This window comes from Pseudomonas sp. zjy_15 (assembly GCF_043101865.1).
GTDB classification, from domain to species: domain Bacteria; phylum Pseudomonadota; class Gammaproteobacteria; order Pseudomonadales; family Pseudomonadaceae; genus Aquipseudomonas; species Aquipseudomonas putida_Y.
Map to the genome: position 1 here is coordinate 23,569 of NZ_JBICII010000064.1, position 13,581 is coordinate 37,149.

The 13,581-nt window shown below is 64.3% G+C and carries 12 protein-coding genes; 4 read left to right on the plus strand and 8 right to left on the minus strand.

Annotation, left to right across the window (positions count from 1 at the left end):
• The first annotated feature begins 44 nt into the window (after positions 1-44).
• Complete coding sequence (locus tag ACF8EF_RS12185) at positions 45-1,241, plus strand: CynX/NimT family MFS transporter (RefSeq protein ID WP_392461398.1); 1,197 nt, start codon at positions 45-47, stop codon at positions 1,239-1,241.
• Here ACF8EF_RS12185 and ACF8EF_RS12190 read toward each other — a convergent pair.
• From ACF8EF_RS12190 to glcD, 6 genes are all read right to left on the minus strand, one after another.
• On the minus strand, positions 1,234-2,667 hold the full coding sequence (locus ACF8EF_RS12190) for a PLP-dependent aminotransferase family protein (RefSeq protein ID WP_392461400.1): 1,434 nt from the start codon (positions 2,665-2,667) through the stop codon (positions 1,234-1,236). The two genes, ACF8EF_RS12185 and ACF8EF_RS12190, sit on opposite strands and share 8 nt — an antisense overlap.
• A gap of 91 nt (positions 2,668-2,758) precedes the next feature.
• Positions 2,759-3,097, minus strand: a complete 339-nt coding sequence (locus tag ACF8EF_RS12195) for a hypothetical protein (RefSeq protein ID WP_176682425.1) — start codon at positions 3,095-3,097, stop codon at positions 2,759-2,761.
• A 140-nt stretch (positions 3,098-3,237) separates the two neighbouring features.
• Positions 3,238-3,636 carry a heme-binding protein gene (locus ACF8EF_RS12200; protein ID WP_392461402.1) on the minus strand — a complete coding sequence of 133 codons (399 nt, stop codon included), beginning with the start codon at positions 3,634-3,636 and terminating at the stop codon, positions 3,238-3,240.
• Positions 3,629-4,864 (minus strand): glycolate oxidase subunit GlcF, encoded by a 1,236-nt coding sequence (gene glcF / locus ACF8EF_RS12205; protein WP_392461404.1) that lies wholly within the window; start codon positions 4,862-4,864, stop codon positions 3,629-3,631. The genes ACF8EF_RS12200 and glcF overlap by 8 nt, the downstream gene beginning before the upstream one ends.
• Before the next feature lie 9 nt (positions 4,865-4,873).
• Positions 4,874-5,926, minus strand: coding sequence for a glycolate oxidase subunit GlcE (gene glcE, locus ACF8EF_RS12210; RefSeq protein ID WP_176682428.1), 1,053 nt, complete (start codon positions 5,924-5,926; stop codon positions 4,874-4,876).
• Entirely contained in the window at positions 5,926-7,425 is a 1,500-nt protein-coding gene (glcD, locus tag ACF8EF_RS12215) for a glycolate oxidase subunit GlcD (protein ID WP_392461405.1), read from the minus strand. The genes glcE and glcD overlap by 1 nt, the downstream gene beginning before the upstream one ends.
• Before the next feature lie 195 nt (positions 7,426-7,620).
• On the opposite strand from glcD, the gene glcC reads away from it, so the two are divergent.
• The gene (glcC, locus tag ACF8EF_RS12220; protein ID WP_392514606.1) at positions 7,621-8,385 is read left to right on the plus strand and encodes a transcriptional regulator GlcC; all 765 of its coding nucleotides are present in this window, start codon (positions 7,621-7,623) and stop codon (positions 8,383-8,385) included.
• A gap of 64 nt (positions 8,386-8,449) precedes the next feature.
• On the opposite strand, the gene ACF8EF_RS12225 is transcribed toward glcC, so the two are convergent.
• Entirely contained in the window at positions 8,450-8,767 is a 318-nt protein-coding gene (locus tag ACF8EF_RS12225; protein WP_003256154.1) for a DUF2388 domain-containing protein, read from the minus strand.
• A 257-nt stretch (positions 8,768-9,024) separates the two neighbouring features.
• Between ACF8EF_RS12225 and ACF8EF_RS12230 the strand changes: the two genes are divergently transcribed.
• The gene (locus tag ACF8EF_RS12230) at positions 9,025-9,651 is read left to right on the plus strand and encodes a glutathione S-transferase family protein (RefSeq protein WP_176682431.1); all 627 of its coding nucleotides are present in this window, start codon (positions 9,025-9,027) and stop codon (positions 9,649-9,651) included.
• Positions 9,652-9,693: 42 nt separating this feature from the next.
• On the opposite strand, the gene mrdA is transcribed toward ACF8EF_RS12230, so the two are convergent.
• The gene (gene mrdA, locus ACF8EF_RS12235) at positions 9,694-11,589 is read right to left on the minus strand and encodes a penicillin-binding protein 2 (RefSeq protein ID WP_392461408.1); all 1,896 of its coding nucleotides are present in this window, start codon (positions 11,587-11,589) and stop codon (positions 9,694-9,696) included.
• 561 nt (positions 11,590-12,150) lie between these two features.
• Here mrdA and ACF8EF_RS12240 point away from each other — a divergent pair.
• Positions 12,151-13,491, plus strand: a complete 1,341-nt coding sequence (locus ACF8EF_RS12240; RefSeq protein WP_339444320.1) for an MFS transporter — start codon at positions 12,151-12,153, stop codon at positions 13,489-13,491.
• Positions 13,492-13,581 lie beyond the last annotated feature (90 nt).

A 13,581-nucleotide genomic window follows, 5' to 3' on the forward strand; every position in this document is an offset into this window, starting at 1 on the left:
GCCGGGATAATGGCCAGTTCCTGCTTCAAGAGAACCGATTCACAATGAGAGCTGCACTGAACCTGTTGCTGGTGATCCTGCTGGCGTTGAACCTGCGGCCGATCCTGACCAGTATCGGCCCGTTACTCGAACCCATGCGCGCCAGCACCGGCCTGGGTTACCAGCAGGCTGCCCTGCTGACGGCGCTACCGGTGCTGTGCATGGGCCTGGTGCCCTTGTTGCAACCGTGGCTGCGACGCTGGGTCAGCGAGCACGGCGGCATGCTTGCGGGCCTGGCCGCGATTGCCCTGGCCTGCCTGTGGCGCCTGCAACTGGATAGCGCCTGGGCGCTGATCGCCAGTGCGCTGGTGGCTGGCCTGGGCGTGGCGGTGGTGCAGGGCATGATGCCGGGGCTGGTCAACCGCTGGTTCCCCGGGCGTCTGGCCGGGGCGATGGGGCTGTACTCGGCGGCACTGATGAGCGGCGGCGGCCTGGCTGCAGTACTCGGGCCACACATCAGCGGCCATTTCGGCTACTGGCAGGCGGGCTTGGGCGTATGGGCGGTCCCGGCCGTGCTGGCGTTGCTGGCGTGGGCCGTGCTGCGGCCAAGGCAGGAGGCGCCGAAGCTGGGAACGGCCACTGGCGGGCACTGGTTCGGCAGTCGCCGGGCGTGGTTGCTGGCCCTGTACTTCGGCCTGATCAACGGCGGCTACACCAGCATGGTGGCCTGGTTGCCGGCTTACCACATCGAGCACGGCGGCAGTGCTCAGGGCGGTGCCGACCTGGTGGGCCTGATGACCGTCTTCCAGGTGCTCGGTGCGCTTGGCCTACCGCTGCTGCTGCGACGTTGGACAGACAGGCGCCCCGGTCTGTCCCTGGCATTGGCGATCCAGCTGGCGGGCTTCCTGGGTCTTTTGCTGGTACCTGCGGGGGCTTCCGGGCTTTGGGTCGCCATGATCGGCTTTGGCTTGGGTGCCTGCTTCAGCCAGTGCCTGACGTTGACCCTGGAACACCTGAAAACGCCTGCCGAGGCCGGCAGCCTGGCGGCGTTCGTACAGGGCATCGGCTTTATCATCACCGGCATCGTGCCGTATATCACCGGTTGGCTGAGGGATGTCAGTGGCGACTTCCAGGCTTCGTGGACGCTGTTGACCGTGACCGTGCTGGCAATGCTGCTGGTGACTGCGTGCTTCAACCCGCGCGGCTATGCGGCGGCCATCGCACGGCCGGCTGCAACCGGCAACGCCGCACCGGTCAACTGAGGCGTTGCAGGGTATCGCGTACCCGGTCCAGCGCCGGGTCGATATCCAGCAGTTCGATGGCGCCGAAGCCCATCAACAGCCCCGGGCGTACCGGCGCCTCGCTGAAGAAGGGTGCCAGCGAATACAGGCCGACCTCTACCTTGCGCGCGAGGTTGGCCAGCAGTTCCACATCCACCCCGTGTGTAGCCAAGGCACTGAGGTGGAAGCCGGCGCTGGCGGGGATGGCGCGGAACCACGGTGCCAGATCGCCACCCAGGCGCGCCAGGATGCGCTCGCGGCGTGCGCTGTAGACCTCGTGGCAGCGGCGGATGTGCTTGTTCAGGTGGCCTTCGCCAAGAAAGCGCGCCAGCGCCCACTGCAGCAGGGTAGGGCTGTGCCAGTCACTGAGGTGCTTGGCCACGCAAGCGGCCTGCAGTACGGCAGGCGGTAATACGGCATAGCCCAGGCGCAGCTCGGGCAGCAAGGTCTTGGAGAAGGTCCCGACGTAGGCTACCAGCCCATGCCGGTCCAGGCGCTGCAGCGCGTCCGAGGCTGGCCCGTGGTAGCGGAATTCACAGTCGTAGTCGTCTTCGATGATCAGTGCACCCAGCTCGGCGGCCCGCGCAAGCAGGGCATGCCGGCGTGGCTCGCTCATCGGCATGCCCAGCGGGAACTGGTGCGAGGGTGTTACGTAGATCAGCCGGGTGCCGTCGGCGATCTGTTCCACGCACAGGCCCTCATCATCCACTGGCACCGATTGCAGGCGTGCACCCAGGGCCAGGAACAACTGCCGTGCTGGCGGGTAGCCGGGATCCTCCATGGCCACCTGGCAGCCCGGTTCGACCAGCACCCGGGCGATCAGGTCCAGCGCCTGCTGGGCGCCGTTGCACACCAGCAGGTCGGCTGCGCTGCAGTGCACCCCGCGCGAGTAGGCGATGTGGTGGGCAATGGCTTCGCGCAGTTCCGGCAAGCCCTGAGCCGGGAATTGTCGCTCGGGGTGGCGCTGGCTACGGCGCAGGGCGTAGTTCAGGCAACTGCGCCACTGGTCGAAGGGGAACTGGGCCTTGCTCGAAGCACCACCGACGAAGTCATAGCGCGATGGCGCCTGCAACTGGCGTTGGCTGAGCACGGTGGCGCGCTGCTGCCAGCGCTCGAGGGAGGCGCCGCCGGCCAGGGGGATGGTGGCTGATTCGGTGCTGCGCAGCGGATGGCGTGGGGTGACGAATGTGCCACGGCCGACCACGCCGTTGAGCAGGTTGTCGTAGGTCAGCCGCGAATAGGCCTCGGCCACGGTCTTGCGCGATACGCCCAGTTGTTCAGCCAGCAGGCGGGTGGGCGGCAGTTGGGTGCCGGCGGCCAGGTGGCCGCTGTCGATACCGTCGCGCAGTTGCTGGTAAAGCTGATCGGCCAGGCCTTTGCGGCCCTCCAGGCGAATGTGCAGTTCCATGGACGGGTCCGGAGCGGAGGATTGCTCAGGATAGCGGATTGGCTGCGACTCAGGTGCTTGTCACAGGCTACGATGATGCCAAGCCAACCGCTCAGAGCCGGGCGGTGCTGACAGTGATGTAGCCTTTTTCTGCCAGGGCAATGCGTATCACGGTTTCATCTTCCGGCGCGTTGCGGTTGCGCTTGATGCGCACGCCTTCTACCGTCGAAGCCTTCATATGCTCTGAAATGGCCCGTCCGTTCGCGTCGAAGAACACCTCGCTGGCCAGCAACTCGATGCGTTCGATCAATTGCCGGGAATGTTCATCGGTGACGCAGAAGAACATGACCCCCGACAAGTGCGGGTCGTTGTCGGGGTTGGTCATGTCATGGGCCAACATTTCGCGCAGGCTGCTGCGCAGTTCGGCGATGGGGCGGGCGTACGGGTGCATGCGGAGCCTCCTCTGGATCGCGACCTTGCGTCCTCCAGCGCCGATCATGTTTTCTCTGGGTAGGGACATCAAGTAAGGCGCTTCTGAGGCTCGTGTAGGAAATGCCTTTAAGGTGCGGAGGCGGGGTCGAATCCCAGGATCTACAAGGCGGCAGCCCCAGCCTTGGCCACTTGGGCATCCTGTTCGGATTTGACGCCGGATACACCGATGGCACCCACCACCTGGCCTTCCACCCGCAGCGGCACCCCACCTTCCAGGCTGGTCAGCAGGGGGGCGGTCACGAATGCAGTACGGCCACCATTGACCATATCTTCATAATCCCGCGTCTCTTTGCGCCCCAGTGCGGCGCTGCGGGCTTTTTCCAGCGCGATATAGGCACTGGCCGGCGCGCAGCCGTCCAGGCGTTCCAGGGCCAGTGGGTGGCCGCCGTCGTCGACCACGGCGATGGTCACGCTCCATGCTCGGGCCTGGGCTTCCTGGCGGGCGGCGGTCAGTACGCGGGCGATTTCGGTCTGGCCGATAACGAACTTGCTATGCATGGGCGGGCTCCGGGTTCAAGGCTGCTTCGACGATTTCGATCCAGTGGCGCACGGGCGTGCGTCCAGCCCCGTCGAGGTGGGCCTGGCAGCCTATATTGGCTGTGGCAATGAGGTGCGGTTTACCGCTTTCCAGCGCATTCAGACGATTGTCGCGAAGTTGCAGTGACAGTTCAGGCTGGGTCAGCGAATAGGTCCCCGCTGAGCCGCAGCACAGGTGACCATCGGGCACCGAGGTCAGGGTAAAGCCGAGCCGCGTCAGCAACGCTTCTACCGCACCGCCCAGCTTCAGGGCGTGCTGCAGGGTGCATGGGCAGTGGAAGGCCAGGCGCTGTTCGGCGCACAGGGCCAATTGTTCGATCGGCTCATCGCGCAAGATTTCCACCAGATCGCGGGAAAGGGCGCTGACCCGGGCGGCCTTGGCAGCGTAATGGGGGTCTTTTTCCAGCAGGTGCCCATAGTCGCGGACAAACGCACCGCAGCCGCTGGCGGTCTGCACGATAGCCTCGGCACCCGCTTCGATGGCGGGCCACCAGGCGTCGATATTGCGCCGTGCCCGCTGCAGGCCTTGCTCCTGGGCATTCAGGTGATAGTCCACCGCGCCACAGCATCCGGCTTGCCGGATCGGTTGCACGCTGATGCCCAGGCGGTCGAGCAGCCGCGCAGCAGCGGCATTGGTATTGGGTGACAGGGCCGGTTGCACGCAGCCTTCCAGCATCAGTACCCGGCGCGCATGGCGCGCTGCCGGACGCTGGCCGGGTGGGGTGACCTGCGCCGGCAACTTGCGTTTGACTGAGGCCGGTAGCAGCGGGCGCAGCGCCTGGCCGCTGCGGGTCAGGGCCTTGAACAGTGCCGGGTGCGGCACCACCGCACGCAGGCCCAGGCGCAACAGGCGCTGGCTGAGCGGGCGTGGCACTTGCTGCTCGACCACCGCGCGGCCGATGTCCAGCAGATCGTGGTACTTCACCCCGGATGGGCAGGTGGTTTCGCAGTTGCGGCAGGTCAGGCAGCGGTCCAGATGCAATTGGGTACTGGCGGTGACCGGCTCGCCTTCGAGCATCTGCTTGATCAGGTAGATTCGCCCGCGCGGGCCGTCCAGTTCGTCGCCCAGCAACTGGTAAGTAGGGCAGGTGGCGGTGCAGAAACCGCAATGTACGCAGGTGCGCAGGATGCGCTCGGCTTCGTCGGCGCGGGCCAGGCGGCGCGATGTTTCGCTAAGGTTGGTTTGCATGGTCTGGCCTCACAGGTCCGGGTACAGGCGACCAGGGTTGAACACCCCCTGGGGATCGAGCTGCTGCTTGAGGGCGCGGTGGTAGCGCATCAGTGCAACCGGCAGTGGCGGGCTGCTGGTTGCACCGGGGGCGTAGCAGGTGGCGTGGCCACCTACCTTGGCGACCTGGTTGCGAATGGCCTGCGCCGGTGCGCGGGTCTTGAGCCAGCGCTGGGCACCCCCCCAGTCGATCAGTTGCTGGCCGGGCATTTCCAGCTCGCCGGTGATGGTGGGTACGGACAGGCGCCACAGGGGGGCGGCGTCGGTAAAGAACGCCAGGCGCTGCTCGCGCAGGTCGCTCCAGAAGCGGTTATCGAGTGTTTCGCCCCCCAGCCGTTGGCGTGCCGACTGCACCGACCCTTCGCCGCCTTCCAGGCGCAGGTATAGCGTTTCGCCGTCATGGCAGGCGGCGCTGATCGGCAGCGGATGCTGGCCCCATTCGGCCAGCTCGGCCAGCGCTTCATTGCGGCCCATCGGCAGGCGCAGGCTCAGGCATAGGCGCGGCCGTGGCAGCACTTTCAGCGAAACTTCGGTCAGCAGCCCCAGGCATCCGAAGCTGCCCGCCATCAGGCGTGACACATCGTAGCCGGCGACGTTCTTCATCACCTCGCCACCAAAGCGCAGCAGTTTGCCGTGGCCGGTGATCACCCGTGTACCCAGTACAAAGTCGCGCACCGACCCGGCCCACGGCCGTCGAGGGCCAGACAACCCCGTCGCGACCATGCCGCCCAAGGTGGCCTCGGGGCCCAGGTGGGGTGGCTCGCAGGGCAGCATCTGGCCAGCCTCGTGCAGGGCTGCCTCGATCTCGCGCAGAGGGGTACCGGCGCGGGCCGTGAGTACCAGCTCGGTGGGGTCGTAGCTGACGATGCCGCGGTGGTTGCGGGTGTCGAGTACTTCGCCCGCCACCGGGTTGCCGAGCATCGCTTTGCTGTTGCTGCCCTGGATACGCAGCGGCGTACCTTCGTTCAGTGCCTGGTTGACTTGTTCCAACAGCCCCTGGCTCATGTCGCGGTCCATGCTCATCAGAAGCGCTCCAGCTCGGGGAAGGGTAGTTGCCCATGGTGCACATGCAGGGCGCCGAATTCGGCGCAGCGGTGCAGGGTGGGAATGTTCTTGCCGGGGTTGAGCAGGCCCTGAGGGTCGAAGGCGGCCTTCACCGCGTGGAACAGGGTGATTTCGTCGCTGTTGAACTGCGCGCACATCTGGTTGATCTTCTCGCGTCCCACGCCGTGTTCACCGGTGATGCTGCCGCCCACCTTCACACATAGCTCCAGAATCTTGCCGCCGATCGCTTCGGCACGCTCCAGCTCGCCGGGCAGGTTGGCATCGAACAGGATCAAAGGGTGCATGTTGCCGTCGCCGGCATGGAACACGTTGGCCACCCGCAGGCCGTACTCCGCGGACAGGTCGCTGATGCCCTTGAGCACCCGTGGCAATGCTCGGCGCGGGATGGTGCCGTCCATGCAGTAGTAGTCCGGGGAGATGCGCCCCACGGCCGGAAAGGCGTTCTTGCGTCCGGCCCAGAAGCGAACGCGCTCGGCTTCGTCGCAGGCCAGGCGCACCTCGCGGGCCCCGGCTTGCGTCAGCACGGCGGCGACGCGCTGGCAGTCGTCGTGAACATCGGCTTCCACGCCATCCAGTTCGCACAGCAGGATCGCCGCCGCGTCCACCGGGTAGCCGGCATGGATGAAGTCTTCTGCGGCGCGGATCGCCAGGTTGTCCATCATCTCCAGGCCGCCGGGAATGATGCCGGCAGCGATGATGTCGGCGACTGCCTGGCCGGCGTCCTCGACGCATTCGAAACTGGCCAGTATCACCCGCGCCACCTGGGGCTTGGGCAGCAGCTTGACGGTGACTTCGGTGACGATACCGAGCATGCCTTCGGAGCCGGTGAACAATGCCAGCAGGTCGAAGCCAGGGCTGTCCAAGGCATCGCTGCCCAGGCTCAGGCGTTCGCCCTCGACGGTGAGGATTTCCACCTTGAGCACATTGTGTACGGTCAGGCCGTACTTGAGGCAGTGCACACCACCGGCGTTTTCGGCGACGTTGCCCCCGATTGAGCAGGCAATTTGCGAGGAAGGGTCTGGTGCGTAGTACATGCCATGGGGGGCGGCGGCCTGGGAAATGGCCAGGTTGCGTACGCCCGGCTGCACGCGGGCGTAGCGCCCCTGCGGGTTGACCTCAAGGATGCGGTTGAAGCGTGCCATCACCAGCAGGATGCCCTTGGCCAGCGGCAGGGCACCACCCGACAGGCCGGTACCGGCACCACGCGCAACCACCGGGACGCCGCGCTGGTGGCAAAGCTTCAGCAGCGTCTGCACCTGCTCCAGGCGCTCGGGGAGCACCACCAGCAGTGGCACGGTGCGGTAGGCCGACAGGCCGTCGCATTCGTACGGTTTGAGGTCTTCATCGCGGTGCAGGATTTCAAGGTCCGGCAGGGCGTCGCGCAGCGCCTGCAACAGGGCGGCCCGGTCCACGTCAGGCAGTACGCCATCGACGCGTTCGTCGTACAGGATATTCATCGGCTCACTCGGCAACGGTTTTTATTGTTGTTGGCAAAGCGGTCACCGTTGCAGCGTGCGCGTGCTAGCGGCCGGGGTCGAGTGAGATGTTGACTGGTCCTACCAGTTTCTTCGGACAATGCTGTTTACTCACGGCTCTGTCCGGCTAGATTGGCGCTATAAGTCAAAGTGGTCCTACCAGCAGGAGTGTGTGCAGTGGGTACTGAAGGCAAGGTCAAGGTCGCCGACCAGGTGGCCGAACGGGTCGAGCGGCTTATCGTCGAAGGTGTGCTCAAGGTGGGCCAGGCGCTGCCGTCGGAGCGGCGGCTGGTGGAGAAGCTTGGCTGTTCACGTTCGGCGTTGCGGGAGGGCCTGCGCATTTTGCGTGGGCGCGGCATCATCGACACCGAACAGGGGCGGGGTTCGTTCGTCGCCGATCTCACCGGGCAGGCGGGTGCTACGCCTTTGATGCACCTGTTCAGTTCGCAACCGCGTACGCTGTTCGACCTGCTGGAGGTCCGGGCGTTGCTGGAGGCTGAGTCGGCGCGGTTGGCTGCGTTGCGCGCTACCGACGTCGACCGCCTGCTGATCCGCCGGCGCTATGAAGAAATGCTGGCTGCGCACGAGGCTGCGCAGGCGCTGGATGCCCGTGAGCATGCCCGTCGTGACCATGCCTTTCACCGGGCAATCAGTGAGGCGTCGCATAACCCGGTGCTGGTGCATACCCTGCAATCGCTCAGTGACCTGACGTTGAGCACCGTGTTTGCTTCGGTCAACAATTTGTATTGCCGGCCGGCGCAGAAACGCCAGATTGATCGGCAGCATGCGCGGTTGTATCGCGCGGTGATGGAGCAACTGCCCGAGCAGGCGCAGCGGGCGGCGCGTGAGCATATCTACGGCATACGCGACAGTTTGCAGGAGATCGAGCAGGAAGAGCAGCGCCTGGTCAGGGCGACCATGCGCATGGATGGCTGGGGGTGAGGTGGCCCTGTACCGCCCTTTTGCGTCGAACCGCTGCGAAAGGCGGTACAGGTTTACGCAATGGTCAGTGGTCAGCCACAGGGTCATCCTGCGACAGGATGGCCCGGGCCAGTTCTTCATCATTGGCCTGCAGCCCTGGATGGTCCTTGCGGGCCTGTTCAAGCGCCGACTCCACATAGGCGCCGCGGATGGCACCGCCGCTGGCGACGAACGCTGAAAGTTCGTCACGGGCCGGGATGATCCGTTTGTCATCCTTGAAGGTCGAATACAGCGAAGCGGAAATACCGGCCGAGGTGGCGACGTCGCCCGCATCGACGCGGGCCAGGGCAGCGCCGGCAGGCATCAGGAGCAGCAGCGCAGGGGCGAGCAGTAGGTGGCGCATGTTGTGTTCTCCAGTAGCGTAAAGCACAGGGAAATAAACCACTCAGTGTCTAAGACGGCCGGGGCGTTCAGGTAGTTCCCTACTCCTGGCAGGCGCCGCTGACGAGGTGGCTGAACTCACGGTTTTCAAGGTACCGACGGAGCGCGTCATGGATTGACCGCGTCGGGATGCGCGTGATTTGCTTGGGTGGATGGCGCTTCGCGGGCAAACCCGCAGAGGGCCCTGCCGATCATTCAAAGGAAACTGAAGGTTCGCCCATGTCCGACTACAAGCTGCATTGCTTTGCCGAATCCGGCAACGCCTACAAGGTTGCGCTCATGCTTGAACTCACCGGCCAGAACTGGCAGCCGGTGTTCGTCGACTTCTTCCATGGCCAGACCCGTGAGCAAGCCTGGCGCGATGAGGTGAACGAGCAGGGCGAGGTGCCGGTGATGGAACACGCTGGCAAGCGTTTCACCCAATCTGCGCTGATCCTGGAATACCTTGCTGAACAGACCGGCCAGTTCGGGCCCCGCGATGAAGACGAAAAACGCGAGATCTGGCGCTGGATGCTGTTCGACAACCATAAGTTCACCAGCTACTACGCTGTGCTGCGCTTTCTGTTCTGCCTGAAGAATACTGGTGAAACCGATGTCACGAGGTTTCTGCGCGAGCGTGCCACGGCGGCTTACCGTATTGTCGACGCGCACCTGGCGAAGATGCCATTCATGATCGGTAACCGGTTGACCATCGCCGACCTGTCGTTGGCGGGGTATGTGTTCATGCCAGAAGACACCGGTATTCCGCTGGCAGAGTTCAACCACATCGAAGCGTGGAAAGCCCGCATTCAGGCGCTGCCGGGGTGGAAACACCCGTATGAGCTGATGCCGCGCACGGCATCCTGACGCATTCGCGGCTATGGCCGCCTCCACAGCGGCCGCGCAAAATCAAGTGTGTGGCACACCCCGAGTGGGTGCGCCGCCCGCATACTCCGGCTTCAGGTGCCCTTGCTCATCCAGCAGATAGGCGTCCATCACCTCCCGTACCACCGGCCCTGCGACCCGGCCCCCAGCCTCGCCGTTCTCGATCATCACCGCCACCACCACGCTGGGATGCTCGGCCGGAGCAAAGCCGACAAACAGGGCATTGTCGCGGTGGCGCTCCAGGGTCTTGTTGCGGTTGTAACGCTCACCCTGCTTGATCGCCACCACCTGCGCGGTACCGCTCTTGCCGGCAATCCGGTACTGCGCACCGGCTGCCGCGGCGCGGGCAATACCGCGCGGGTCGTGCATGACCATCTGCATGCCCTGGTTGACCTGGTCCCAGGCATGCTTGTCGTGCAGAACGATGTTGGGCATGGGGTGGGTGTCGACTGGTGTGTCGCCGCCCACGGTCATGGCCAGGTGCGGGCGGTGCCACACGCCCTTGCTTGCCAGCAGGCTGGTGGCCTGGGCCAGCTGCAGCGGGGTGACCTGCATGTAACCCTGGCCAATGCCCAGGATCAGCGTCTCGCCCGGGAACCAGGCCTGGCGCCGTGTAGCGCGCTTCCACTCGGCCGAGGGCATCAGCCCGGAGGCCTCCTCGAACATGTCCAGCGACACCTTCTGGCCCAGGCCGAACTCGGCCATGTAGTCGTGCAGGCGGTCGATGCCCAGTTTGTGCGCCAGGTCATAGAAGTAGGTGTCGTTGGAACGCATGATGGCGGTGTACATGTCCACCCAGCCGTCACCGCTGCGGTTCCAGTTGCGGTACTTGTGGTGATAGTTGGGCAGTTCGTAGTAGCCCGGGTCGAACACCCGGCTGCCCGGAGTGATCACCCCGCTGTCGAGGCCAGCGATCGCCACTTCAGGCTTCACGGTCGAGCCGGGCGCGTACAGGCCGCGCAGGACGCGGTTGAACAGTGGGCGGTCGATGGAGTCGCGCAGCGCGGCATACTGTTTGAAGCTGATGCCCTTGACGAACAGGTTGGGGTCGAAGCTTGGGTTGCTGACCATCGCCAGGACATCACCATTGGCCGGGTCCAGCACCACTACCGAGCCACGGCGGTCACCCAGCGCTTTTTCTGCGGCTACCTGCAAATGGGCGTCCAGGGTGAGCACTATGTCCTGCCCTGGGGTCGGGGCCTTGTGGTTGAGCACACGCATCACCCGCCCTTGAGCGTTGGTCTCGACCTCTTCGTAGCCCACGTGGCCATGCAGCTGGCTTTCGTAGAAGCGCTCGATGCCGGTCTTGCCAATCGATTGGGTGCCGCGGTACTCCGTGCTGTCGAGCGTCTTGGCTTCTTTCTCGTTGATGCGCCCCACATAGCCCACTGAATGAGCGAAATGCTCGGCCAGTGGGTACTCGCGGATGAATTGCGGCTCTACATCCAGGCCTGGCAGGCGGAACTGGTTCACGGCGACCAGGGCGATCTGTTTCTCGCTCAAACCCACCATGAGGGTCACGGGCTCGAACGGTTTGCGGCCACGGCGCAGGTCCTTGTCGAACTGCTTACGGTCGTCTTCGGTCAGGCCCAGCACCTGCGTCAGGGTGTCGAGCACTTTGGCCGAGTCGCCGCCGGCCCGCTCGCGAGTCATGGTCAGGTCGAAGCTGGGCTTGTTGTCCGCCAGTACCACGCCGTTGCGGTCGTAGATCAGCCCGCGTTCGGGAGCGATGGGCAACACGTGCACGCGGTTGTTTTCCGACACGGCCGTTTGCTGGTCGTGCTGTAGCACTTGCAGCACATAGAGCCGGCCAACCAGGACGGCACACAGGCTGAACACCATGGCGGCGCAGGCCAGAAGCCGACGGTTGACCAGATGTTTTTCCTTTTCGTGGTCCTTTAGAGGGATAGGTTGCGGCATCAGTGAGTCGATCCTGGGGGGGGAGCAGTACGCGCGCGATCGGGCCGCGGATGCTACGCAACCCGTACTGCCCCCTCAAGACGAGCCCCGGCTGCCGGCTGGCTGGCATCGGCTGTGTGCCCCATGATCCGGGCGCTGAGGGGGAATATGAAGATTTGTTCATTGCGGAGTCATGATGGCGAGTCAGGGGTGGTTTTTGATGATTTGTGGATCCATAGATCGATTCTGTTCGGTAACCGAACATCAAGTTTCGTTGGTTGTAAATTTCTAAACTATTGAATTTATTTATAAAAAATATGATTTTTCCTAGCAATGAACTGAAATTGGTTGCGCCTGATTGTTAGGCAGTGCTTTCGTCACGTTGTCTGTGGATCCATTATCTGGTTGATTAGCGCCTGACAACGGCCGGAGCCCTCCTGCCGTATGCGATAACAATTACAAAAAGGGTCCAGTCATGAATGGCTATCCAGCGGCACTGAACCGTCAGGGTTCCTCCCGTTGCGCCTGCGTGTGCGCATCGTTCTTCTCGCCTGTGGCCAAGCCTGGCCGGCAGGTGACCCCATGAATACCGATCTCAAGCAACGTCTGGACAACGACCCGATGGGCCGCTTTCAGTGCCTGGCCATTGGTATTTGCATCATCCTCAACATGATCGATGGCTTCGACGTGCTGGTCATGGCCTTTACCGCTGCCTCGGTGTCTGCCGAGTGGAACCTGAACGGGGCGCAGGTAGGGCTTCTGCTCAGTGCCGGCTTGTTCGGTATGGCGGCCGGGTCATTGTTCATCGCGCCGTGGGCTGACCGCTTTGGCCGACGCCCGCTGATCCTGCTGTGTCTGGCGCTGTCCGGTATCGGCATGCTGCTCTCGGCACTGAGTCAGAGCCCGCTGCAACTGGCGCTGCTGCGTGGTCTGACCGGGCTGGGCATTGGTGGCATCCTGGCCAGCAGCAATGTGATTGCCAGTGAATATGCCAGCAAACGCTGGCGCGGCTTGGCGGTTAGCCTGCAGTCCACTGGTTATGCGCTGGGCGCGACCCTGGGCGGTTTGCTGGCGGTATGGTTGCTGGGGCATTGGGGCTGGCGCTCGGTATTTCTGTTTGGCGGCATCGTTACCGTACTGGTGATTCCGCTGGTACTGCTGTGGTTGCCAGAGTCGCTGGACTTTCTGCTGGCACGCCGGCCGGCCAATGCTCTGGCCCGGGTCAACCGTCTTGCCGTGCGCCTCGGCCAACCGGCATTGGCGCAACTGCCGGCTGTTGCCGCAAGGGCAGCGGGTGCCAACAGCGGTTTCAGGCAACTGCTGGCGCCGGCCATGCGCCGCACCACGCTGGTGATCTGGTTGCTGTTCTTCCTGGTCATGTTCGGCTTCTACTTCGTCATGAGCTGGACGCCGAAACTGCTGGTGGCCTCCGGCTTGTCGGCCCAGCAAGGCATCACCGGCGGCGTACTGTTGAGCGTGGGCGGCATCCTTGGTGCGGCGCTGATCGGCGGCCTGGCTTCGCGCTGGCCACTGACTCGCGTGCTGGCGTTGTTCATGCTCATTACCGCAGCGCTGCTGGTGCTGTTCGTGGCCAATGGTGCCTCGGTCACTGCGGCGCTGGCGTTGGGACTGCTGATCGGGCTGTTTTCCAACGGCTGCGTGGCTGGGCTGTATGCCTTGTCGCCGGTGGTCTACGACGCCTCGGTACGCGCCACCGGCGTGGGCTGGGGTATCGGCATCGGCCGCATGGGCGCCATCCTGTCGCCGACCGTGGCTGGCGTGTTGCTCGATGGCGGCTGGCAACCCCTGCATCTGTATGGCGTGTTCGCCATCGTATTCGTGCTTGCCGCGGGTTGCCTGCTGTTGCTGCGCCCGATGAACAAGCCGGCGTCCACCCTGCCTGCTGATGCACTGAGTCACTGAGTGCAACCCGGCCTGGCCGGGGTATCTGAATGCAACTTCCTGCTCCGGGTCAGGCTGGCCTGGGGCGGCCTGCTGCGCCTATTGAAAGCG